The organism is Bacillus sp. JZ105 (assembly GCF_053903125.1).
Genome location: NZ_CP096387.1, coordinates 497,274 through 522,248 on the forward strand (window position 1 = coordinate 497,274; position 24,975 = coordinate 522,248).

The 24,975-nt window shown below is 41.7% G+C and carries 21 protein-coding genes and 1 riboswitch; of the genes, 15 read left to right on the forward strand and 6 right to left on the reverse strand.

What is annotated here, in order from left to right; translation table 11 throughout:
* Positions 1-91 precede the first annotated feature (91 nt).
* Positions 92-766, reverse strand: coding sequence for a GntR family transcriptional regulator (locus M1D81_RS02390; protein ID WP_456265734.1), 675 nt, complete (start codon positions 764-766; stop codon positions 92-94).
* A gap of 154 nt (positions 767-920) precedes the next feature.
* On the opposite strand from M1D81_RS02390, the gene M1D81_RS02395 reads away from it, so the two are divergent.
* The 14 genes from M1D81_RS02395 (at position 921) to M1D81_RS02460 (ending at position 20,031) form a co-directional block, all read left to right on the forward strand.
* Positions 921-1,748: an AraC family ligand binding domain-containing protein gene (locus tag M1D81_RS02395; protein WP_456265733.1), complete on the forward strand. Its 828-nt coding sequence runs from the start codon at positions 921-923 to the stop codon at positions 1,746-1,748.
* Positions 1,738-2,670 (forward strand): DMT family transporter, encoded by a 933-nt coding sequence (locus tag M1D81_RS02400; RefSeq protein WP_024425568.1) that lies wholly within the window; start codon positions 1,738-1,740, stop codon positions 2,668-2,670. The genes M1D81_RS02395 and M1D81_RS02400 overlap by 11 nt, the downstream gene beginning before the upstream one ends.
* 98 nt (positions 2,671-2,768) lie before the next feature.
* Positions 2,769-3,824, forward strand: coding sequence for a tartrate dehydrogenase (locus M1D81_RS02405; protein WP_197172368.1), 1,056 nt, complete (start codon positions 2,769-2,771; stop codon positions 3,822-3,824).
* A 72-nt stretch (positions 3,825-3,896) separates the two neighbouring features.
* Entirely contained in the window at positions 3,897-6,083 is a 2,187-nt protein-coding gene (locus tag M1D81_RS02410) for a DNA topoisomerase III (RefSeq protein ID WP_456265732.1), read from the forward strand.
* A gap of 197 nt (positions 6,084-6,280) precedes the next feature.
* On the forward strand, positions 6,281-7,363 hold the full coding sequence (locus M1D81_RS02415) for a glycosyl hydrolase family 8 (protein WP_456265731.1): 1,083 nt from the start codon (positions 6,281-6,283) through the stop codon (positions 7,361-7,363).
* A complete protein-coding gene (locus M1D81_RS02420; protein WP_025093605.1) occupies positions 7,344-8,195 on the forward strand; it encodes a GGDEF domain-containing protein in 852 nt (283 codons plus the stop codon). Before M1D81_RS02415 ends, M1D81_RS02420 begins: the two co-directional genes overlap by 20 nt.
* Positions 8,185-9,897, forward strand: a complete 1,713-nt coding sequence (locus M1D81_RS02425; RefSeq protein WP_456265730.1) for a DUF2334 domain-containing protein — start codon at positions 8,185-8,187, stop codon at positions 9,895-9,897. The genes M1D81_RS02420 and M1D81_RS02425 overlap by 11 nt, the downstream gene beginning before the upstream one ends.
* A 37-nt stretch (positions 9,898-9,934) precedes the next feature.
* Positions 9,935-11,158, forward strand: coding sequence for a glycosyltransferase family 2 protein (locus tag M1D81_RS02430; RefSeq protein ID WP_456267167.1), 1,224 nt, complete (start codon positions 9,935-9,937; stop codon positions 11,156-11,158).
* A gap of 4 nt (positions 11,159-11,162) precedes the next feature.
* Positions 11,163-13,250, forward strand: a complete 2,088-nt coding sequence (locus tag M1D81_RS02435) for a cellulose biosynthesis cyclic di-GMP-binding regulatory protein BcsB (RefSeq protein WP_456265729.1) — start codon at positions 11,163-11,165, stop codon at positions 13,248-13,250.
* Between the two features lie 69 nt (positions 13,251-13,319).
* A riboswitch (cyclic di-AMP (ydaO/yuaA leader) is annotated at positions 13,320-13,464 on the forward strand.
* Between the two features lie 112 nt (positions 13,465-13,576).
* Positions 13,577-15,403, forward strand: a complete 1,827-nt coding sequence (locus tag M1D81_RS02440; protein WP_456265728.1) for an APC family permease — start codon at positions 13,577-13,579, stop codon at positions 15,401-15,403.
* Positions 15,404-15,470: 67 nt separating this feature from the next.
* Positions 15,471-17,192 carry a pyruvate oxidase gene (locus M1D81_RS02445; protein ID WP_456265727.1) on the forward strand — a complete coding sequence of 574 codons (1,722 nt, stop codon included), beginning with the start codon at positions 15,471-15,473 and terminating at the stop codon, positions 17,190-17,192.
* 193 nt (positions 17,193-17,385) lie between these two features.
* A complete protein-coding gene (locus M1D81_RS02450; RefSeq protein ID WP_456270896.1) occupies positions 17,386-18,978 on the forward strand; it encodes a ribonuclease YeeF family protein in 1,593 nt (530 codons plus the stop codon).
* Positions 18,979-18,982: 4 nt separating this feature from the next.
* Entirely contained in the window at positions 18,983-19,459 is a 477-nt protein-coding gene (locus M1D81_RS02455) for a DUF2247 family protein (RefSeq protein WP_212049115.1), read from the forward strand.
* A 347-nt stretch (positions 19,460-19,806) separates the two neighbouring features.
* On the forward strand, positions 19,807-20,031 hold the full coding sequence (locus M1D81_RS02460) for a hypothetical protein (RefSeq protein WP_456265725.1): 225 nt from the start codon (positions 19,807-19,809) through the stop codon (positions 20,029-20,031).
* 40 nt (positions 20,032-20,071) lie between these two features.
* Here the strand turns inward: M1D81_RS02460 and M1D81_RS02465 are convergent, their stop codons facing one another.
* From M1D81_RS02465 to M1D81_RS02480, 4 genes are all read right to left on the reverse strand, one after another.
* The gene (locus M1D81_RS02465) at positions 20,072-20,335 is read right to left on the reverse strand and encodes a response regulator (RefSeq protein WP_105928492.1); all 264 of its coding nucleotides are present in this window, start codon (positions 20,333-20,335) and stop codon (positions 20,072-20,074) included.
* Between the two features lie 98 nt (positions 20,336-20,433).
* On the reverse strand, positions 20,434-21,003 hold the full coding sequence (locus tag M1D81_RS02470; RefSeq protein WP_456265724.1) for a GNAT family N-acetyltransferase: 570 nt from the start codon (positions 21,001-21,003) through the stop codon (positions 20,434-20,436).
* A 71-nt stretch (positions 21,004-21,074) separates the two neighbouring features.
* Entirely contained in the window at positions 21,075-22,352 is a 1,278-nt protein-coding gene (locus tag M1D81_RS02475; RefSeq protein WP_456265723.1) for an Nramp family divalent metal transporter, read from the reverse strand.
* Between the two features lie 222 nt (positions 22,353-22,574).
* On the reverse strand, positions 22,575-22,835 hold the full coding sequence (locus M1D81_RS02480; RefSeq protein WP_024427360.1) for a GlsB/YeaQ/YmgE family stress response membrane protein: 261 nt from the start codon (positions 22,833-22,835) through the stop codon (positions 22,575-22,577).
* Between the two features lie 156 nt (positions 22,836-22,991).
* Here M1D81_RS02480 and M1D81_RS02485 point away from each other — a divergent pair, with 156 nt between their 5' ends.
* Complete coding sequence (locus tag M1D81_RS02485; protein ID WP_456265722.1) at positions 22,992-23,822, forward strand: EcsC family protein; 831 nt, start codon at positions 22,992-22,994, stop codon at positions 23,820-23,822.
* Positions 23,823-23,847: 25 nt separating this feature from the next.
* Here M1D81_RS02485 and M1D81_RS02490 read toward each other — a convergent pair whose 3' ends face one another.
* Positions 23,848-24,945 (reverse strand): DctP family TRAP transporter solute-binding subunit, encoded by a 1,098-nt coding sequence (locus M1D81_RS02490; RefSeq protein WP_456265721.1) that lies wholly within the window; start codon positions 24,943-24,945, stop codon positions 23,848-23,850.
* Between the last annotated feature and the right edge of the window lie 30 nt (positions 24,946-24,975).

The following is a 24,975-nucleotide window of genomic DNA, read 5'->3' on the forward strand; positions in this document are numbered from 1 at the left end:
CTAATATAAACGAAAGATCGTCTGGACATGCTGAAATCTACGAAAAATTCAAAATATGTTCATGGAATGCTTAAAAAATGGGAAAAGTCCTTTACTCTTTGTTTGTTTTAGAGAGTACTTGCTTTAAGTGCATGACATCATGTAATAAATGCTCCCTCATTGCTTGAACCGCTTCTGTGGAGCGGCGCTCTTTTATTTCAGAATAGATGGCTGTATGCTCCCTTTGAATGGTTTCAGCACGGGCCCCGCCGCTAAAATGGAAGATGCGGCAATAGTGAATGAGTGCATTCACGTGATTCAATTGTTTGGATAAACGGTCATTGTGACTCGCTAAAATGATTTTTTGGTGAAAGGCTTCATGTAACTGGACGATCTCTTTAGATGGCAGCTGCTGCTTGATCGCTTCGCCTGCCTGCGTGAGAACCTGCTCAATTTCATCCATTTCTCTTTGCGAGGCTTCCTTACAGGCAAGCTCAACAGCAAGTGTTTCTAAGGCCGTCCGAATTTGATAAAGTTCCTCAACATCTTTTTCTGTTAACGTATAGACGGAATAGCCTGAGCGATGATCTGCGATTAAAAGCTCGTCTTTTTCTAACAGCCTCATGGCCTCTCTTACCGGTGATCGGCTTACGCCAAATTGCTTGGCAAGCTGTGTTTCATTGATGCGCTCTCCTGGCTGAAACTGGCCATCAAATATCATTTGCTTCAGCTGTTCATAAAATTGCATGTGATACGGTGCTGGTCTTTCCAACTCGAATGAATTCATCCCATCATTCCCTCTTTTATACATCATCTTTTGTCTCATGTTATCCAAGTTCTCCCCTCTAGGCAAGCCTGCATCAAAAAGTCAATATCGTACAATCCAGGAGAAAAAGGGTGTGCTACACTTATGATCAGTTCAGTGAAAAGAGGGGATCGACATGAACACACAAGAGGAACGAACTGTACATTTTGATCAAGACTTGCAAATAGAGGCGTATCGCTTTCATGGCATCATGCAAAAGTTCCCAAATCATTTTCATACATATTATGTGATTGGGTTTATTGAAGATGGTCAAAGACGTTTGATCTGCCAAAATCAAGAATACATCATTGAAAAAGGTGATATTCTTCTTTTCAATCCGTATGATAATCATGCATGTGAACAAATTGATCACAGGACACTCGATTATCGCTGCTTAAATATTGAAGCAGAGGTGCTAGAGAAGGTCTTTCAGCACAAACCGCATTTTAAAGCCCCTGTGTTTTCACAAAGTGAACTAACAAAGCCATTATATGATCTACATCAAATGATCACAGAAGAAGCTCCTGCTTTGAATAAACAGGAGACCTTCTATTTCTTTATGAAACAATTGATTGAAGCCTATGCTGATACATCAGAGGAAAAAGCATCACCCGCACATGCCAACGAACAAAAAGTCCAAGACGTACAGCAATATATTGAAACACATCTCACGGAAAATATCTCGTTAGATGACTTAGGTGAGCTTGTGTCCATGAACAAATATTCATTGCTGCGTGCTTTTACAAAGTTCAGAGGCATCACGCCGTATCGTTATTTACAGACAGTCAGGGTGAACTATGCGAAGGAGCTTCTTGCCCAAGGAGTAAAGCCTGTAGATGCGGCTGCCTCTGCTGGATTTTCTGATCAAAGTCATTTGAGTCATTTCTTTTCAGAATTTATTGGGCTTACGCCAGGGCAGTATCAGCAAATTTTTGCAAAGCAGGTAACTGCTGATGAAAAATAAACAGCTGCTTGGTCATTTGGCGGCCATGTTCACCATTTTTTTATGGGGATCTACCTTTATCTCTACCAAAATATTATTAACGGCTTTTTCTCCAACAGAGATTTTATTTTTCCGTTTTTTTATAGGGTACTTGGCTCTGATGATCATCTATCCAGTCACCATGAAGGTGCGAAGTAAAAAGCATGAAGGGATGTTTGCGCTGGCAGGTTTATGCGGTGTGGTCTTATATTACTTTTTAGAAAATGTCGCACTTACTTATACATTCGCTTCGAATGCAGGTGTCATCAGCTCCGTTGTCCCCTTCTTCTCCTTTTTATTGGCTTATTTTTTATTAAAAGATGAGCCGCTGCACAGCCGGTTTTTCATAGGCTTTTTCATCGCAATGACGGGAATCGTGCTGATCAGCATGAATGGAATGACCACGTTTCAATTGAATCCACTCGGTGATGCGTTAGCTTTAACGGCCACCATCGTCTGGGCATTCTATTCCATTTTATCGAAGATGATCAACCAATATGGCTACCATATCATTCAGGTAACAAGGCGTGTCTTCTTTTACGGACTGCTATGGATGATTCCACTGATCTGGCATTTTAAAATTCGTTTAGACTGGGAACGATTGACGAATCCATCGTTTGCCTTCCACTTGCTGTTTTTAGGCCTTTTCGCATCTGCCATTTGTTTTCTGACATGGAGCTTTTCTGTGAAAACGCTCGGTGTGGTGAAATCGAGTGTGTATATTTATGGAGTGCCCATTATTACGATGGTCATTTCAATGATCGTTCTTCACGAGAGATTGACCCTCATGTCTGCGCTTGGAACGGCACTGACCTTAGGAGGTTTGCTGCTTTCAGATAAAAAAAGTACAGGAAGAAAGAAACAGAAGCCCCATGTGCTGATGCAGGATAAAAAGGCGCTTTGATCAAAAAAGCGTCTTTTGTCCATTGTAAGAACAGACACTCTCTAGTAAACTCGAATTAAATGGTCGACGGTCGACCGATGACGAAGGGGGAAAAATCAATGAAGCATGTTTCAATTGCAGCAATACCAGGAGACGGGGTTGGAAAGGAAGTTGTACCTGAAGCCATCCGAGTTTTGAAAGCGATATCAGATGTGCATGGCGGTCTGTCTTTCACCTTTCAGGATTTTCCGTGGAGCTGTGAATATTATTTAGAGCATGGCGAAATGATGCCAAAGGATGGATTGGAACAACTGAAAGCCTTTGACAGCATTTTCTTAGGGGCAGTCGGAGATGCCAATTTAGTGCCGGATCATGTATCGCTTTGGGGATTGCTGATTAAAATTAGACGTGAATTTGAGCAGGTGATTAACGTTAGACCTGCAAAACAGCTGAGCGGTATTCGTTCCCCGCTTGCTCAGCCAAAGGATTTCGATCTTCTTGTTGTAAGAGAAAACGGTGAAGGTGAATATAGTGAAATCGGAGGCCGCATCTATCAAGGGGAAGATCAGCTTGCCATTCAAAATGCTGTTTTCTCCAGAAAAGGGACAGAGCGAGCCATGCGCTTTGCTTTTCATTTAGCAGAAAAAAGACGAAAGCATGTGACAAGTGCAACCAAATCGAATGGAATCGTTCATACAATGCCATTTTGGGATGAAGTGTTTCAAGACGTAGCAAAGGATTATCCAGAGGTGACAGCAGACTCGCAGCACATTGATGCGCTCTCAGCCTTCTTTGTGACAAGACCAGAGAAATTCGATGTGATTGTTGCCAGCAATTTATTTGGCGATATTTTAACTGATCTTGGGGCTGCGATTATGGGAAGTATTGGCGTGGCACCTGCCGCCAACATCAATGTGAATGGCAAATATCCATCCATGTTTGAGCCTGTACACGGATCAGCCCCAGACATTGCAGGAAAAGGAATCGCCAACCCAATCGGTCAAATTTGGACCGCTAAACTGATGCTTGATCATTTCGGTGAGGAAGAACTGGGTACACACCTGCTCGAAATCATCGAGTCAGTCACAGCAGACGGCTTTTTAACGGCAGACATCGGCGGGGCTTATCAAACACAAGAAATCACAAACGAAATCATCACGCGCTTGAAGAAATAATCCGTCATTAGAACCACATCTCCACGTCTGCTATAATAAAAGGATGGATAGAAGAAAGAGATGTGAAATCTAGTGTCAAAAACAGTTGTATTAGCAGAGAAACCTTCAGTAGGACGTGACTTAGCACGTGTACTGAAGTGTCATAAAAAAGGAAATGGTTTTTTAGAAGGAGATCAATACATTGTAACGTGGGCGCTTGGCCATTTGGTCACACTGGCTGATCCAGAAGGCTACGGAAAAGAATTTCAATCCTGGCGTTTAGAGGATTTGCCGATCATTCCAGAGCCGCTAAAGCTTGTCGTCATGAAAAAGACAGGTAAACAATTTCAAGCAGTAAAAGCACAGCTTGCAAGAAAAGATGTAAAAGACATTGTCATCGCAACAGATGCTGGACGTGAAGGGGAGCTTGTCGCAAGATGGATTCTTGAAAAAGCGCATGTGAAAAAGCCCCTAAAACGATTATGGATTTCATCTGTTACCGATAAAGCCATTCAAGAAGGCTTCAAACGACTAAAAGACGGCAGAGAATATGATAATCTGTATCGCTCAGCGGTTGCACGTGCAGAGGCAGACTGGATTGTAGGGATCAACGCAACAAGAGCGCTGACGACCAAATTCAATGCACAGCTTTCCTGCGGACGGGTACAAACACCAACGATTGCCATGATCGCCAAACGAGAAGAAGACATTCAGCAATTCCAGCCAAAGCCGTTTTATGGAATGACTGCACAAGTAGATGGACTCACCTTGACGTGGCAGGATGCCAAAACAAAGCAAAACCGCACATTCCAAGAGATTGTCATAAAAGAGCGTTTGGCAGGCTGCAAAGGAAAACCAGCAGTGATCGATGCATTGAAAAAAGCAGCGAAAAAAGCTTTTGCTCCAGGGCTGTACGACCTCACTGAATTGCAGCGTGATGCGCATAAACGCTACGGCTTCTCAGCGAAAGAAACCTTGTCTACGCTTCAGCGGTTGTATGAGCAGCATAAGCTTGTGACATATCCGCGTACAGATTCACGATTTATTTCAGCGGATATCGTTCCTACATTAAAAGACCGATTAAAAGGAATGAATGTCAGACCGTACGCTCAGCATGTGAACCGCATTTTACAATCAGGTGTGAAAGCGCACAAAGGCTTCGTCAACGATGCAAAAGTGTCAGATCACCATGCGATCATTCCAACCGAGGAAGAGCTGTATCCTGGTGCATTAAGTGATAAAGAGCGTAAATTATATGATATTATTGCCAAACGATTCCTTGCTGTACTCATGAATCCTTTTGAATACGAGGAAACAACGGTGATCGCCAAAATAGGAAGTGAAACATTCACAGCAAAAGGAAAAACCGTGCAATCAGCCGGCTGGAAAGCTGTGTACGATGAATCGTATGAAGACGAGGAATCAGCCGAAGCAGATCAGCATCTGCCGGTACTCTCCGAAGGGCAATCACTTGAAGTGCGCCAGCTGAAAGAAACAAAAGGAGAAACGAAACCTCCTGCCCGTTTTAATGAAGCAACCCTGCTATCTGCTATGGAGAACCCAGCGGCATTTATGCAGAATCAGGAAAAGGACTTAGTGAAAACCCTTGGTGAAACAGGCGGACTAGGGACAGTCGCCACAAGAGCCGATATCATTGAAAAACTGTTCAACAGCTTCTTAATCGAGAAAAAGGGCAAAGATATTTTCATCACATCGAAAGGGAAGCAGCTGCTCTCCTTAGTGCCTGAAGACTTAAAGTCTCCAGCATTAACAGCAGAGTGGGAACAAAAGCTTTCTAAAATCGCAAAAGGACAGCTGAAGGCTTCTCAATTCATGAGTGAAATGAAGTCCTATGCAAAACAAGCCGTATCTGAAATCAAACAGACGAACCAAACCTTTAAGCATGATAATGTCACTGGCACCCATTGTCCGGACTGCGGAAAACTTATGCTGAAAGTGAATGGAAAACATGGCACAATGCTCGTGTGCCAAGACCGAGAATGCGGCCACCGTAAAAATGTGGCGAAGAAAACAAACGCACGCTGCCCGAACTGCCATAAAAAGCTCGAGCTGCGCGGAGAAGGCGATGGCAAAATCTTTGCTTGTGTGTGCGGCCATAGAGAAAAACTGTCTGTTTTCGAAAAACGCAAATCACAATCCAATCAAAAGAGAGCCAGTAAGCATGATGTGTCTAAATATATGAAGAAACAAAAGAAAGTGGAAGAACCAATCAATAACGCACTGGCTGAGCAATTAAAGAAATTAAAATTAGATCAATAGTATTATAAAAACCCATGCGGAAACGCATGGGTTTTCCAATGTAATCAAGCATATCGACATATTGTTTTTCTGAAAATGGGAATGTCTATGCGAAAAGACTCGTAATTTGGTATAAAATATTTATTTAAATTTAAACAGAAACAATCTATAATAAATCGTTGGAATGCTAAGATAACGGGAGTTGAAAGGGGACACGAATGGATACACCCATACATCGCATAGGTATTGTTTTACTCATTGTCATTCTACTAGGCGGATGTACCTGGAAGCAGCAGAAGGAATCAGCTTATCCAGTATCACCACAGCCTGTATTGCCTGGAGAATATTTTATTACTCATCACCTCATGACAGATCAAGGCATGATTCGCACTTCATTTGCAGAGCAGCACATCTACTTATCTGAATCGCTTGGGCTTTGGATGGATTATCTTGTTCGAAAAAAAGACCAAAATTCTTTTGACCAACAATTTGGTGTCCTGCAAGATGAATTTTTACTAGACCATCATCTTCTCAGCTGGCAAATCGAATCTGATCAAAAAAGTAAGGCCAATGCCTTGGTTGATGATTTACGGGTAGTGGCGGCACTTCAAAAGGCAGATCGTTTATGGAAGAATGCAGCGTATCAAACCACAGCAAAAGAAATCGCACAAGCGTTAAAAGACAAGAATATGTATAGAGGCATCTTGTCCGATTATTATGATGCATCAACAAATCGAACTTCACACACAATCACACTCTCATATTTAGACCCAAAAGCAATCAAAGAATTGGAATCCCTCAAAATATTCACGAAGCAAATGACGAGTAACCAATTGACCATTCTAAAACAAGCACCGAGAAAAAAAGGATTCTTTCCTAAATCCTATGACATAAAGAAAAAAGCCTATTCATTTGATCGAGAAATCAATATGATTGATCAACTCTATACGGCTCTACATGCCGATCGTGCAAAGGTGAATACGTCCGCGATCATGAAATGGCTTAAAACGACTTTTAAAAAAGAAGGAAAACTGTACGGTAGATATAAGCTGAGCACATTGCAGCCATCAGTGACGTATGAATCGCCTTCTGTATATGCGCTGGTCATCTTGTATGCTCTTAAACGAAACGAACCGGAATTCGCAAAAGAGGTGTATGACCGCATGAAAGAATTACAAATGCAAGATCCTCTCAAGGATGAGTATGGAGGGTACATGAACGAAAAAGACACACACTCATTTGACAACTTATTGCCTCTCATTGCAGAAAGGGAGCTTTTTAATGAATCGGTTATTCAGTAATACGTATCGTTTATATTATTCTCTGCTCCTCACGTTCGCAGGTCTTATTTTGTTTATGGGCTACCTTGGCGTACATGATGCAGAGAGCTTTTTGATGATCACACTGACTTTTGTCGTGTTAGGATGCGGGATTTTATTTGGCATCTTACCAGCATTAATTTTTACCTTGCTGATGCTGTTCTTTATAGGAAGTGCTATGTTCTTTACAGAGCTTGGCCACACAAATCCCTTCTTTTCCAATCAAACATTGCAGGATGTGGTGGTTTGGGGCGCAGCTCTTCTCTTTTTCGCGATTTCAGCAGGAAGCTTGCATGAGCGAATCAAGACGATGCGTCACACCATAGAACAACAAAAGCAGGCGATGAAACAATTTGTGGCGATTGACTCGACAACTGGATTTGACAATGCAGATCGGATGAAGCTGGAATTATCCGAGGAAATGAAACGGGCAGAACGCTACAAACAGCCATTCGTTTTTATCCTTCTTCATATCCATTATGCAGCGGAATTCAAATCATTATATGGAGAAAAAGAAATGCAGCACCTATTTCAGCAATTAAGTATCAAGATTCGCGAAAGTGTCAGAGAAACTGATAAGAAATTTCGATTATCCGAAGAACGAATAGGATTGCTGCTTACTCACACACCAGAAGAGAATGTCTCTGTCGTCCTTGAGAAGCTAAAAGATAAATTGCAAAAGCATGTGCTGTTAAACGGTCGTGAAGTCACCCTGACTTTTCATGTCTGTCATTTAACAAGCAGTTCGGATTATCGTACGCCAGAGCAATTTTTAGAAGAACTAGAAAAAGAGATGATGATGAATGAACTTTAATTCTATAATGAAATGCTGTTTGATGATCGCTCTTTTTTTCATTCTTTCGTTTCAATACATGGCTTCAGCCGACGCTCTTGCCAAGCCAGATACCCTGATCGTTTATTCAACAGAATCGGGAGAAGCGACTCCAGCAGTGCATATGCTGGATCTACTCGCCGGACATTTTTCCAAACAGACGACGATTGTATCTGATGAACATTTGGCTGAAAAGAAGATCAGCGAATTTCAGCAAGTCATCTATCTAGGGGAAATAAAGAGAACCTTACCAAAACAGACCATTCGTGTAATGAACGAAGCACAGAAGATCATAGCCATTGGATACAATGCGGACCAGCTGCGCCCATTTTCCAAGCTTACTTTTCATAAACAAGAACACACGAGTCAAATCAAATATACAGATGATCCCACTTACCGTCAGCTAGAGAAAAGGATCATTGCGTTAACGGTTCAAGGGGCAGACTTGCAAAGGGAATTTCTATTGAAGAAGCATGAAGCTGATCTTCCATTTGTGATTCAAACAAAGGAAGGTGCGGCCTATATTGGAATCTTAAATGTCGTGCAGCATAATGAGCTTCTTGCAGAAGTGCTAGAAAAACACCTGCCTTCTTCTGATCAGCTGACCACAAAGTACTTAAGGCTTGGGAACATCAGTCCTGTCACTGACGAAAAGAAGCTGCTTGAGCTTGGACAATATGTATCCACTCGGCATATCCCGTTTCTGATAGCGGTAACCCCTGTTTGGGTGGATCGAACAACAGGCGATGAAGTGACACTGAGTGACCGCCCGAAGCTCGTAAAAGTGTTAAAACAATTGCATTGCGATGGAGCCAGCATCATTCTCCATGGATTTAGCCGTACGTATCGAACAGAGGATTCTGGTCAGGATTTTGAGTTCTGGGATGCAAAGAATGATCAGTCCATTACGTCAAATGACCCTAAAAAAGCCGAGAAGAAGCAAAGTGAAAGCCACTTTCCGAATGAAAAAGACTTCCATGATTATACGAGATCGAATCAGCAGCAAGAAACCATCTATACAGAAGAAAAACTCACAAAGGGCATTGAGTTTCTTGCGCAGCAAGGTCTCTATCCACTGGCATTCGAGGTGCCGCATGATGCCATATCTCAACAAGGCTATGAAGTGATATCAAGGCATGTGTCCAGTCTGTTTGGACAGGTACAGCTGTCGGACCATACGTGGAAAACAGCCGGTGCTCCGCCGCTCGTGACGAAACCCGCCATGCTCCATGGCATGACCTTATATCCTCAGCAATCAGTAGAGCCAGCGTCTGACCAAGAAGGTTCAAATATTTTAATAGAACAAAAGATTCAATCCATCCAGCATCTTCAATCAGCCGCAATCGGGCTGTCCTATGATGTGGAATCCGGAATAACTGGATTGCAGAATCTGATGACGCTGATGGATGCAATTCCTTCTAGTGAATGGCTGGATTTAAAGAAAACAAAACAAACAGTCCAAACACCACATGTACAGATCAAAACATCAGGGAATGGACATATTCAAGTAGAACAATCCAATAGAGCAGAAACCAAAACAGTTAAACGAAGCGGCATGGAAAATATGCTGCGAATTCTCACAGTCGTAGTCATGCTGTTTATTGCGGCATTTGCTTTTTACACATTGTATTTAAGGCTGACAATGAAAAAACGAATTTTTAAGGAGAGAAAATTAGGTGGCTGATGTCTTATTTTATCTTTCATTAATATTGATTTGGATCATGCTCCTATACCATATGTTTCTCATGCAGGGCGGCTTTCAGCACTACCTGACCTACGAAAAAGTGTTGCCTGAATGGACGAAACAAGGGAAAGAGCTGCCGACCGTCAGCATTCTAATTCCTGCTCATAATGAAGAAGTTGTCATCCGGCAAACGCTAAAAGCAATGGTCCAGCTATCCTATCCTAAACATCTTCTTGAAATCATTGTGATTAATGACAATTCCTCTGATGGCACAGGGGACATCGTGCAATCATTCAGTGAGCAATATGATCATGTCCATATGATTGAAACGAAGCCGCCATTTGCAGGAAAGGGAAAATCCACTGCACTGAATGAAGGCTTAAAGGCTTCAACAGGAGAAGTCATCTGCGTATACGATGCAGATAACATGCCCGAACAAAAGGCCGTCTATCATTTGGTTCTTGGTTTATTGAATGACCCGAAGGCAGGCGCTGTTGTCGGGAAATTCAGGGTCATCAATGCAGCCAAAAATCTCCTGACCAAATTTATTAATATTGAGACCATCTGCTTCCAATGGATGGCGCAGGGTGGTAGATGGAAGTGGTTTGGTATTGCGACAATACCAGGCACCAACTTCGCCATCCGCCGGCACATTTTAGAAGAACTTGGCGGCTGGGATGTTCATGCGTTGGCTGAGGACACCGAATTAACGATTCGAGTCTATAACCTTGGCTATGTCATTCGATTTTTCCCGGCAGCGATCACTTGGGAACAAGAGCCTGAGACGTGGAAAGTCTGGTGGCGGCAAAGAACACGCTGGGCACGAGGCAATCAATATGTTGTACTCAAATTTTTAAATCAGTTTATGAAGCTGAAACGAAAACGAATGATTTTCGATTTGTTTTATTTCTTCTTTACGTATTTCTTATTTTTCTTCGGTGTCCTGCTCTCAAATGGGATCTTTATCGTGAACCTATTTGTTGACCTTCATTTATCTGTAGGAGCTGTTGCACTGATCCTGTGGGGATTGGCCTTCTTCCTCTTTCTAACAGAAGTGATGATTACATTAAGCATTGAGAAAACAGAGCTCACCAAACAAAATATACTCATTGTGGCGCTCATGTACTTCACTTATTCTCAAGTATGGATTGCGCTAGTCGTGTACTCCTTATGTGTAGAGGCAAAGAGCCGATTATTCAAACAAGAAGTGAAATGGTACAAAACCGAGCGGTACGATCAACAACAAAAGAAAAGCGGGTGACAAATTGAAATCGGTAAAATGGATGATTTTTATATTGGTGATATCCCTTGCCATTCAGCCTTTTTTCATGGCGGGTCAAGCAATGGCGCAATCAAATCGAGTGCAAGTGAAAGATGACTGGATTCGCTCATCAAAAGGAAGTCAGACCGAAACGCAAGCATTATCAGAAGATGTAGTGACCTTGTATGGACAAGAAGACCGCACTGAATTTTCCTATCAAATAGAGAAAGAAAAAGTAGAGTCTAGCACCCTTACATTGAATATAGAGGCATCACCATTACTCATTTCGCCATCATCGTTCACAGTCATGATTGATGGAGAGATTGAAAAGACCATTCCCGTATCAGGGAAAAACCAAAAGAAGTCGATTCAAATCAAATTGAACAAGGCGCAATTGAAAAAAGGTTCTCATCAAATTCAGCTCGCATTTTATGGCGTGTTAAAAGAAGGGGTGTGTATCAACCAAGAGACACCGGCCAACTGGCTGAAAGTATATCCTGAAAGTGAGCTTGCTTTCAAAGGAACTCAAACGAAAGACGTGACGTTAGACAGCTTCCCTTCACCTTTCATTCAAACAGGTGATCAGAAAGAACAAACAGAAATTGTGATTCCAAATTCACCGGAAGCAGCTGAATTAGAAGCGGCTATGAAAGTATACCGTACGTTGAAAAACAAAGACCGCCAAGCAGACCTCAAAATCGTCCAAGAAAAGGACCTCGAGCAAATCGCGCATCCAACCATTGCTGTGGGAGCAAAAGGAAACTGGGATGGACGAGTGAAATCGATCGAGCAAGCTGCGAAAATGAAAACAGCAAGCAATCAGCTCACATTAGCGGTGAGAACCTTGACAGGAAAGAAAAAAGAACAGCCTATTTTATTTGTCACTGCTAAGCAGCCAAAAACAATTGCTGAAAAAATCAATGTCCTAACTCAACCAGAACTGACTGGTCAGCTCACTGGTAGCGATTTACTGCTTCAAAAGATTACGGCTAAAGCATCAAAACCATCTCATCAAATTCGTTTAAAAGATTTCGGTGGAGAGGATGTCACAGTTGGAACCAAGAAAACGTCGTCTGAACATTACTATTATCCGAAGGCATTGACCGCTAATCAAAAATCAGGTGCAAAGCTAAATCTATCATTTAAAAAATCTGATATAGCGAACAAAGCGGAACGCTTAACAGTCATGATCAATAACGAACCGCACGATGTACCGTTAACAAAACTAGGAAACAAAGATGAGAATGGATTCTATCATGTGTCAATTCCAATAGATTCACAAGTACTTCAAAAGAACGAATATATTGATCTACAATTTGTGACTACAGGCTTTAAAAACATGGAATCCTGCAGACATACGGATGAAGAAGGCTGGATTTACATTGATAAGAACAGCTCTCTTCAAATACCAGAAGGTACGACTAGTGATACACCGGATTTAGCCGCATGGCCGCTTCCTTTCACATCAAAAACGCAGCAAGGAAAAACACTGATCGTCATTCCAGATCAAATCAAGCAAGAAACGATCAATCAAATGGCGATGCTGACAGAATCATTTAGTCAGCCGGAAGCTGCCCAATATCATTTGATCAAAGCTTCAAATGTGACAAATGATCAATTGAAAGATCACTCTCTCATTTTCATCGGGGGCATTCAAACGTTCTCTCTTTTAAAAGAAAAGGCAGACGATCTCATCGTTCCAGTGAAAAAGGATCAGTATGATGTATCCTCCTTTGGCATGATCAACGAAACGACTGCTCGTATCGTATGGACGCAGCCATCTGTATGGAATAAAGAACAGACAATGACCGTCTTTTCAGGAATGAATGCAGCTGACGCTGATCTTTCACATGAAGTGCTTCATTTCCTGCAAACAAATACGGAAACGGCAACAGTCGCAATCGAGAACAAAAACAAAGACATGTTCTCTAATCATCAAACGGTCAGCAGCACAACAAATGATCTCCAAAAAGATGAAAAGCAAGGCATCGATGATTCTTGGATTTACTTTGCATGTATCGCTGCGCTGATTATTTTTGTGGTCGGGCTGATTATTTATTTCGTGCGAAAAAACCGCAAAAAGACTGATTGATAAACGATCAAAAGACCATGAAAAAATGTCTTTACTTTGGTGTCAAACGGGAGTATGATCTCTTTTATAAAAGACCAATCGCTGAATCATTTCGATGAGCGGGGGAACCATTAGTGGTGCAGGACACCACGTGGGGTGAATCCTTTTTAGGTAGGGCAAAGTCTCATGCGCCCGAATCCGTCAGCTAACCTCGTAAGCGTTAAAGAGAGCAAAGACCAACCTGTGATCTAAACAATAGACGCAGGGGCATTCTATTGCCTCTGTGTCTTTTTGGCGATCCATCTTTTGTAACATAAAACGTTTGACACTAAAGGAGCGGGCATCACATGTACAGTTTGATGAAGCGTATTTTAATTGGGAAACCATTAAAATCACAGGCAGCAGGAGAACAAAAACTATCAAAAATCAAAGCGTTAGCATTACTGTCATCAGACGCATTGTCATCCGTTGCATACGGTACAGAACAAATCTTGATTGTTCTTTCAGTCGTTAGTGCAGCAGCATTTTGGTACTCACTCCCGATTGCAGGTTGTGTATTAATTCTTTTAATGGCATTAATTTTATCTTACCGCCAAATTATTTATGCTTATCCAGAAGGCGGAGGGGCTTATGTCGTCTCTAGCAGAAACTTAGGTGAAAAACCAGGACTGGTCGCTGGCGGATCATTGCTTGTAGATTATATTCTGACTGTAGCAGTGAGCATATCAGCGGGTACTGATGCCATCACATCGGCTTTTCCGGCACTATATCCATATCATGTGCTGATTTCAATTGTATTGGTCATTTTGATTATGGTGCTTAACCTTCGTGGGTTGACTGAATCGGCATCTATTTTGGCTTATCCCGTATACTTGTTTGTCATATCACTCCTTATATTAATTGGAGTCGGCGGCTTTAAATTGTTAACAGGAGGTGTGCCTCCAGCACCTGAGCATACAGCGATCGGCACACATGTACCTGGCATTACATTATTTCTTTTATTAAAGGCATTTTCGTCTGGCTGTTCTGCATTGACTGGGGTAGAAGCCATTTCAAATACCATTCCATCCTTTAAAAAACCAGCTGCACAAAATGCAGCGAGAACATTATTGATGATGGGTGGATTACTAGCTGTTTTATTTGTGGGTGTGACATTGCTTGCGTTTGGTTTTGGCATCTCACCAAAACCCGAAGAAACGGTTGTATCACAAATTGCATCAGAAACATTTGGACGTACATTTTTCTATTATGTCATTCAGGCTGTCACAGCTTTAATCTTGATATTAGCGGCAAACACCGGCTTTTCCGCCTTTCCTTTATTGGCGGTCAATTTAGCAAAGGATAAATATATGCCGCGCATGTTTACTGTAAGAGGGGATCGACTCGGTTACTCTAATGGCATTATCTTTTTAGGTGTAGCTTCTATGCTGCTCATTTGGTTGTTTGATGGGAAAACGGAACACCTCATTCCGCTATATGCTGTCGGTGTATTTATTCCATTTACGTTGTCACAGACCGGCATGTGTGTGAAGTGGATTCGTGAAAAACCGCAGGGCTGGAAAACGAAAATGCCTATCAATATAGTCGGAGCACTGATTTCTTTCACGGTTCTCATGATTCTCATTTTGACCAAGTTCCATCTTGTATGGCCAGTATTTGTTTTCATGCCAATTGTGCTATTGATCTTTCATTCCATAAAAAAGCATTATCTGTCTGTCGGAGAACAACTGCGTTTAATGAATGAAACAGAGCCTGTTGAGATTAAAGGAAATGTGGTCATCGTGCCAATAGCAGGAGTAACACGAGTCGTCGAGCAATCTGTTCAATATGCAAAATCCTTATCAGAGCAAGTCATAGCAGTTCATGTATCTTTTGATAAAGAAAAAGATAAGAAAATTGAAGCGGATTGGGAAAAACTGAACAGCGGTGTGCGGCTTGTGATATTGCATTCGTCTTATCGAAGTCTTATTCATCCGCTTGATAAATTTCTTGAAACAGTTGAGGCTAAAGCAAATGCGCATCAATATAAAGTGATGGTGCTTGTGCCTCAATTTATCCCGAAAAAAAGATGGCATACGATCTTGCATAACCAATCTGCCTTTTTATTAAGATTCCGTCTATTATGGAAACGGGATATTGTGGTCGCCACCCTTCCATATCATTTTAAAAAGTAGCAGCAAGTTGAAACGTTTGATCAAAAGGGTGCGGTGGTATGGAGTAAGAAAAAAGGAGTTTTCTCACATGCCGCAAAGAACCGCAGGAAAAGAAGTAACAGCGCTACTGGAAGAGTGGGGCGTAAAACATATTTATGGAATGCCCGGCGACAGCATAAACGAATTGATTGAAGAGCTTAGGCATGAATCAAGCCAAATACAATTTATACAAACGAGACATGAAGAAGTGGCGGCACTCTCAGCGGCGGCTGATGCCAAACTAACAGGTAAGCTCGGTGTCTGCTTATCCATCGCTGGACCGGGTGCTGTCCACTTATTAAATGGACTATACGATGCAAAAGCAGATGGCGCACCCGTTTTAGCAATTGCAGGTCATGTTGCGTCGAATGAAGTAGGAAGAGACACATTTCAAGAAATCAAATTAGAGCGGATGTTTGACGACGTCGCTGTCTTTAATCAGCAGGTACAAACAGCAGAAGCGCTGCCTGATTTATTGAATCAAGCCATTAAAGCAGCTTATACCCATAAAGGGGTGGCGGTTCTCACCGTATCAGATGACTTATTTTCTCAAAAAATTAAGCGTAAGCCAGTTTATACATCTCCTCTTTATGTTGAGGGAGAGGTACGGTCAAAGAAAGATCAACTGCTAAAGGCAGCACAGCTAATTAACAATGCGAAGAAGCCAGTCATCTTAGCAGGTAAAGGATTACGAAATGCAAAAGAAGAGCTTCTTTCATTTGCAGAAAAGGCTGCTGCACCTATCGTCATCACACTTCCTGCAAAAGGGGTTGTGCCAGACAGGCATCCATACTTTTTAGGAAACCTAGGTCAAATTGGAACGAAGCCAGCTTATGAAGCGATGGAAGAGTGTGATCTCTTAATTATGCTTGGAACTTCCTTTCCATATAGAGACTACTTACCAGAGGACACACCTGCCATTCAACTGGATATTAAACCAGATCAAATCGGTAAAAGATATCCAGTAGACGTAGGAATCGTGAGTGACAGCAAGAGTGGTTTGCAGGAACTGACCTCCTACATTGAGTATAAAGAGCAGCGTGGTTTCCTTGAAGCTTGTACAGAGCATATGATGAAATGGCGAGAAGAAATGGATAAGGAAAAATCCGTTGCCACATCACCGCTTAAACCGCAGCAAGTCATTGCTAGACTAGAAGAAGCAGTTGAAGACGACGCCATTCTTTCTGTTGATGTAGGGAATGTAACCGTATGGATGGCCCGCCATTTCGAAATGAAACAGCAGGATTTCATCATCTCCAGCTGGCTTGCCACAATGGGCTGTGGTTTGCCTGGAGCGATCTCTGCTAAGTTAAATGAACCGAATCGTCAAGCGGTTGCTGTCTGCGGCGATGGTGGCTTCACAATGGTCATGCAAGACTTTGTGACAGCGGTAAAATATAAACTGCCGATCGTTGTTGTGATCTTAAACAACAACAACCTTGGAATGATTGAATATGAACAACAGGTAAAAGGAAACATCAATTATGGTATAGAGCTGGAAGATATTGATTTTGCTAAGTTCGCAGAAGCATGCGGCGGCAAAGGAATCTCCGTGTCATCACATGAAGAACTAGCTCCAGCCTTTGATACAGCCCTTCAATCAGATAAACCCGTCATTATTGATGTTGCTGTCACCAATGAACCGCCGTTACCTGGCAAAATTACGTACACACAAGCAGCTGGTTTTAGTAAGTACTTACTGAAAAAATTCTTTGAAAAAGGCGAGCTGGATATCCCTCCACTCAAGAAAAGTTTAAAACGCTTTCTCTAAACAAAATGTAGTCGGTCCTCTCAAAAGAGGACTGACTTTTTTGTGATGAAAGGAAAAAACATTTCAATTATCACTTGTTTTATTTCCTCTAAAAATATATGGAAGTTATTTTTGTAACTTATAGCCTATTTTTCCAATTCACTGAGAAAGGTAAAATAGACTTTATGATCAATAATGGAGGGAGTGACTTCTTCTGGGCAAGATACTTGATGCAAAAGCACTAACCAGTGCCATGGACGCAAGGGCAAAACACTATCAGGAACTCCGCGAACAAATGGTTGATTTAAAAAAGGCATTACAAGGTGTGGCCAACCTCGGTGACGACTTCACTGGGAAAGGTGCAGATAATATTAAAAGTTTCTATAAAGAGCTGTCTGGAAATGTGGACATGTTTATCAGCTTCATTGATAAGCAAAAAGCCTTTCATGAAGGTGTTTCTGGGACACTGGATGATACAAACTTTGGCGGCGATACCTTTGTAGAAGAACACTTTTTAGACAACGCAGTACATATGGGCATCAAGAATGCCAAAAGCATTGTGAAGGATCAAAAAAAGGCACTCAAAACGATTTTTCAAGACATTGATGACCTCATGTCCCTAGAGGTATTTGATAGCCAAACCTTTGATGAAAAAATAGAAGATGCGGAAGATGAACGAAAAAAGACGGTCAAAGACCTAAGAGAGCTTGATCAAAATTTAAAAGATGAATATGCTTTGTCAGAAACGGAGCAGAAAGCTACAATGGCATTGTACGCTGAAATGATGAATGCGACAAATGACGGAAAAGCGATTTCGCCTATGAATTTTGACAAGAAAGCGTATCAAAATAGCGACATCTACAAGGCAAAAAGCGATATTGAGAAGCAAACTGCTGAATATCTGAAAATCAAAAAAGAACAAGAAGAAGCCCGAAAGATTGCGAAGGAACAAGAAGCGCTCGCCAACCGCCCTTGGTATGAAAAAGCCCTAGATTATGGCGGAAATATTGTCAATGAACTAACAGGTGTGAACGATGCAAAACGTGCCGCAACAGGCGTCGATCCAATCACAGGGGAGGAACTCACCGCAGGACAGCGAGTCGCGGCAGGAGGCATGGCAGCAGCCGGCTACATCCCTATCGTCGGCTGGGCAGGACGCATTTTTAAAGGCGGGAAAGCCGTCTATAAAACCACCCAAGCCACGTCAGCTGCAGTCAGAGCGGTCGACATCTACAAGACGTCACAAAAATCTTTTGATGCGTTGAAAACTTCTCAAAAAGGCTTATATGGCCTCACCGCCACTAACGGCTTCAGCGAAGCGATCACAGGCCGAGACATGTTTGGGAATAAGATCTCAAAAGAACAGCAGGAAGCGAGCATGAACGCGGCGTTTGGAATGCTTTTGCCGTTTGGGGCTAAAGGGTTTCATGGGAAGATGGGGATTAAGAGTACGAGAGAACTTAAGCATCCAGTTTTAGATAATACACGAGTAGGTAGTGCATTAAAAGATGATTTTTATCATAGCTTTAATGATATAATTGACAACTACGCAGTTCATTCTAAGAGATTTGATTTACCAAATAGAAAAGGCCATATGGATTCGTTGTATCAAATAGAGGGCTCGGTGGTTAAGTACGAAACCAAATATGTAAAAGTAAAAAACAACGCCCCTGAAATGTTACAGTCGAAAGAAATAAGGAATGGCGTGTTTGAATGGGTGGTAGATCCAACAACGAATACAGTAACCCATAGAACTTTTATACCTGGTGGCAAAGTGACAGGAAAAATAAATCAATGGGGGAAATAGAAAATTGTATAAAACGGATATAATCACGAAAAATGGTTTTGATTGTAACTGGTCTACACTGTTTGTTGGTAGACAGTTTAATTTAATTTCGGCAATAGAAGTAACAAACTATGCTGTTAAATATCTAGAAAACAACCCTAATGCTAACAATGAATTAATCCTTGAATTAGCTTGGGAACAAGAAGAAGTTAAAGTAGATCATATACTTGAAAGCATAGTCTCTGACAAATCATCGGAAGACATGAAGAGAGAGTATCATAAGTGGCTATATAGCACTATGAAAGAAGTTTATACTAATTCAACTGATGAAAACATATTTGAAGAAATTGAAAATATTTTTTCAATCTTTAATACGCCCGAAAATATGTATGATTTTTTTAGAAAAGTTTCAGACGCATTTTATTACCCTCACGATTCACAAAATACAATTAAAGAACTTGTAGAAGAGTTTTTAGAAGATGAAAAGGAATTGATTTTATAACTAGAGAGTTTAATAGAACGATGGACTAATGGTCCATCGTTTCATTCTTTGCTGGTAAAGAGATTGGTATGATAAAAAATAAAGTAGATTTGTTAGATCTCGAAAGCAATTGAGGAGAAAACAATGAGTGACCATAAAATAAGCATCCTGTCTGAGAAGTTTGAAAATGAAAATACTGCTGAACTCGTAGAAGGAATTACGATTATGATAGACGATAAATTAAAAAGATGCTAAAAAATACAACAAACCTGAATGAAACAGTCACCTTGATTTTTACCTGCACAAGCTATTCCATTCCCGTCAGAAATTAATGTGTTAAAATAAACCAATAAAAAGGAGCTAAAACCATGCTATGGATTTTCACACAAAACCAGCAAAGTTTCGTGCATGTCCACGAAGTCACAGTAGCCGGCAAAAAGATTGAAGGGATGATCGCAGGAAGCGATACTTGGGTCAAGACGCTCGGTAAGTATGACTCAAACGATCGTGCAGCAGAGATCCTTCAAGACATTGTGAAAACGATTGAAGCCAATCAAGATGCCACTGTGACTTACAGAATGCCAAATCAATAAAAAAGAAACCACCTTTCCATTGCGAAAAGGTGGTTTTTGTTTATGATGGTGTTTTTGTAAAGGCTAAAAATAAAGGGATGCCTGTGCCGACAAGGGTGGTGGCAAATAGGAACATACCGCAAATGAATAGAAAATGGCTGGCTGAAAAGACAAGTGCCAGAATGAGAAAAACGATGCTGAGTCCTACCATGCTATATGATGGGACAAAGCGGCGTTTGTAGGTAGCTTTCTTTGTTAAGAATGAGAAGAAAATGCCAAATAATAAAGGGACAATCCATAAGTAAAATAAAATAATAAGAGACATACTTCATACCTCGATTTTTCCTTCTATTTTATCAGATGCTGATCGCATTCGATACTACAAAGCTTCACTTTGTAAAATAATTCATGCAATCGACACAATTACGTGGGCTGATTCATAGAATGCATTTTTTCTTTCATATATTCAGGCTGCAAAAGGGCGTATACACAATGATCCGTAAAGCGGTCGCCCAGCCATTCACATTGTCTCAAAATGCCTTCAAGCGAAAAGGATAATCGCTCTGCGATACGTCTGCTCTTCAGGTTATCGACAGCAGCCCTGATTTCAATGCGGTGCAGACCACAATCTTCAAATAAATAATGAATGACTGCTTTGCACGCTTTTGTCATGATGCCTTTTCCTTGATAGCCTTCTCCGAGCCAATAGCCAATTGAAACAGTCCTGTCGATCCAATGAATTTGGTGGGTGCCGATAATCCCGACAAGTTCTCCATGTGACCAGATGCCCGCTTGAAAACCGTTGTTCTGCATGGCTTGCTGCATTGCGCCTTGAATGAACGCCATGCTGTCTTCTTCTGTTTTCGTTGAATCCACCCAAAGCATCCATTCACGTAAATGCTCTCTTGACCGCTGAATGAGCAAATATAAACTTCGTGCGTCTCTTGGCTCAAGCAGCCGCATGGATATCTCTTGATCTTGATAAAAAAACATGTGCCCACATCCTCTCAGGGGAATTTTACCATAACCATATGAAAAGAAAAAGACAGCATCACTACTGTCTTTTACATAAACGTATCCACAATTAAAAAGAGATTGAGTGCGACAACAAGAGCTGCTATCACCCAAGATATTCCTGTTACCCAGCGGGCATTCGTTAATTCGCCCATAATTCGTTTTTTACTTGTAAATAAAATGAGCGGAATTAAAGCAAAGGCAATACCAAAGGATAAGACCACCTGACTCATCACCAGTGCGGATGTCGGATTCACCCCAGATGCAATGATCACAATAGGGGGAATCATAGTAATCAGCCGGCGGACATACAGTGGAATACGGTATTGAATAAAACCCTGCATAATGATATCGCCTGATAATGTACCGACAGAAGAGCTTGATAGTCCGGCTACAAGCAGGCCTACACCAAATAAGATAGCTGAAACAGGACCTGCGAGAGTGTTAAAATGCTGGAACGCGACATCCAGATCTTCAACAAAGAGACCATTTTTATAAAATAGAGCGGCTGCCACAATCAACATACTGGCATTGATGGCTCCAGCAACTAGCATCGCAATGAGGATATCTAAAAACTCAAAGCGGAAAATCTGTTTTTTCTCCTTTTCCGTTCTGCCGACGACTCTTCTTTGGGTTAAAGCTGAATGTAAATAGATCGCGTGCGGCATTACAGTGGCACCTAAAATTCCAGCTGCAAGCAATACACTATCTGTACCTTCAAATTTTGGAATGAAAAGCCCGCCTGCGACACTTGCCATATCAGGCTTGGCGACAAAGGTTTGCACAGCGAAAGCGATCACGACAACGAACAGCATACCGGTGATGCCGGCTTCTAATGCTCGATATCCTCTTCTTTGCAATTCTAAAATCGCAAATGATCCGATGGCTGCAATAATAGATGCTTCAAGCAAAGGAATCCGAAAGAGCAAGTATAAACCAAGTGCCGCTCCAATAAACTCAGCTAAATCTGTGGCAATAATAACGAGTTCTCCCTGAATCCATAAACCAATGGAGACGGGTTTCGGAAACTCTTCACGTGCGATTTCAGGTAAGTTTTTCCCTGTCGCTATTCCAAGCTTTGCGGATAAGGATTGGATGAGCAGCGCCATGAGATTTGATATAAGAATGACCCATAAGAGAAGATATCCATATTTAGAGCCAGCCGCAATGTTGGTGGCAAAATTCCCTGGATCAATATATGCAATGGCAGCGATAAAAGCAGGGCCTAGAAAAGGAAGAAGCCTTCTAAATCCTTTGACCTTACCTTCAAGTGCACGCTCAGCTGCCGCTGACATGTGTGCCTGTGCCTCGATGTATTTGTTTGTCATATGTCATCACCTAGATTCTACAAAGTTTTGCTTGGGCACAAAAAGTTTCCTTCATGCAATTTTTAATCATCATATGCCCATCTTCATGAAAAGTCAACTATCTGAACTAATAGGTTTGTTTATCATATGTAAGTGAAAAAAATAGATACCTTGTCAACGCGCAACATAAAAAACACCGCCCCTTAGACGGTGTCCCTACTGCTTCCTCTGTTATTTGTTTTTTTAAGATACCCTTGATCCCACGCTGCGGAAGATCAGGCTTAAAATAATGACAAAGATGGCTGCTCCTAAGATCGCTGGAATGATCGCAAAGCCTGCCAGACTAGGACCCCACGTTCCAAGTAATCCATGACCAATCCAAGCGCCTACAAACCCGGCAATCATTGAGCCGATCCATCCTCCTGGTACACTGCCTCCAGCGAGTGCACTCCCAATGAGACCAATGACAATCGCCACAACTAATGAAATTAGAAATCCTAACATGTGGATCACTCCTCTTTTGTTTGTTTATTAAGCAATAACCGTTTTGAAAAAGATTAAAACCTTTCGGAACCGCTTCAATGTTCTATACGTATGATGGACAAGGATTGTGTATAATAACAGACAAATACTTCAGCGGCATCTAAGGAGGCATATGGCATGGAGGATAGAGAATGGCTAAAAGCACAATTAAAGGAGATCGAAAAGTGGGAGAAAGACCAGCAAAAGGTATGGTTTTGGGAGAAGCTCAGCCGCCTTCCATTTCAAATGCTGGACAAGCTGACGCCTGCTTTTATTCAGAAAAAAATCGGTGTGCTACTTGATGAAATGGGTCATTACATTCAATCTGGCGGAGCCTATTTGACGTCGGAAAAAGGCATCATCCATCAATTTCAAAAGAAATGTGCAGACGATTCCATTCAGCGTATAGAGGATATTGGAAAGGCCCCAATCGACATGATGGATGCCATTAGTGAACATATGGGGAAAAACAGAACGAACCTTGCAACGGTGCAAGGGGCGACAACTGGTGTCGGCGGAATGTTTACGCTAGCCGCTGATATTCCTGCGGTCCTGGGCCTCTCTCTGAAAACATTACAGGATATTGCCGTCACCTATGGCTATGATCCTAAAAACAAAGAGGAGCGGGTCTTCATCATTAAATGCTTGCAGCTGAACTCCGCGGATGTCGTTGGAAAGAAATCGATTCTAAAAGAACTGAAAAGCTATCATGCATCCGAAGGGAAACATGAAAACATGATTTCCCAAATCCAAGGGTGGCGTGAGGTCGTCTATAATTACCGGGATTCGTTCGGCTGGAAGAAACTATTTCAGCTTGTGCCCATCGCCGGAATTTTGTTTGGTGCCGTTTCAAACCGCTCACAATTAAAAGGAATTGCCGAAACAGGCATGATGCAATACCGAAAGCGAAGAATTTTAACAAAATTAGAAGAGCTCACGCAGCAAGAACAGAGTGAGTCCGGCGCATAAAAAAATCCCATATCAAAGGGATTTTTTATTTGCTCTCATCCTCTTCCTGAAAAGCATGAAGAGGTGAGTGTTCATAACGTGCACGCAGTTCGCGGATCTGTTTGATGAGGGTGGAGCCGATCGTTTTTTCGGCTTCATCATACAAAGGATCAAGGGCTTTCATCCATTTTTGCTTTTCAGCTGGCGTCAATTCATGAATGGCAATCGGTGATTCACGTTTAATGTCCTCCAGCTGATCTTTGTTCATCTGTTCTGCATGCTTTTCATTCCAAGCCGTTGTTTCCTCCATGGCTTCAAGTAAAATTCGCTTCGTTTCGGGTGTCTGGCGGTCAAAGAAGGATTGATCTGTTAAGACCACATAGCCTAAATACCCGTGATTGCTGATCGTCATATAGTCTTGTATATGATAGAATTTTTTTGAATAAATATTTGAAATGGTATTTTCTTCACCGTCTACTTTTTTGGTTTCTAATAGCTGAAACGTTGAATTAAATGATTCCTGATAGGGCTTTGCGCCAAGGAGTTTGAATTGTTTTTCAATCATGTCGCTTTGCATAATGCGGAGAGACTGGTTTTTTAAATCAGCCGGCTGTTTGATGGGCCCTTTATTAGAGGTAATTTGCTTAAAGCCATTTGTCCAATAAGCCATTCCCTTTAATCCATCTTTTTGCAGCGTGCCAAACAACCTTTGTCCAATTGCACCGTGCAGGCCTTCTTGAACCGCGCTGTAATTTGAAAAAGCAAAGGGAAGATCAAGTGCCAGCCACTCAGGGGACAGCATGCCGAGCTTCGAGGTAGACGGAGCGATAAATTGAACTTGATTCTCTTTGAGTGCATTTATTTCTTCAATATCAGAATAAAGGCTGCCGTTGGAGAAAATTTGAATGGAGATCTTTCCACCGGATTTTTCGTGCACGAGCTCAGCAAATTTCTTTGCGGCAAGCCCTTTAGGTGTATTGTCTGCCACGACATGGCTGAATTTGAACACAAGCTGGTCCTTCAGTCCAGTCTGTTCATCATCAAAGGTTGTCGCTGATTTTGGCATCATATGATAAAAGCCAAAGTATAAAGCGGTTACAAAACCGATCATGAGCAATAGTGTATAAGCGAGTAAATTCTTCATGCGTCAAATCCCCCTTATGTCAAGCATACT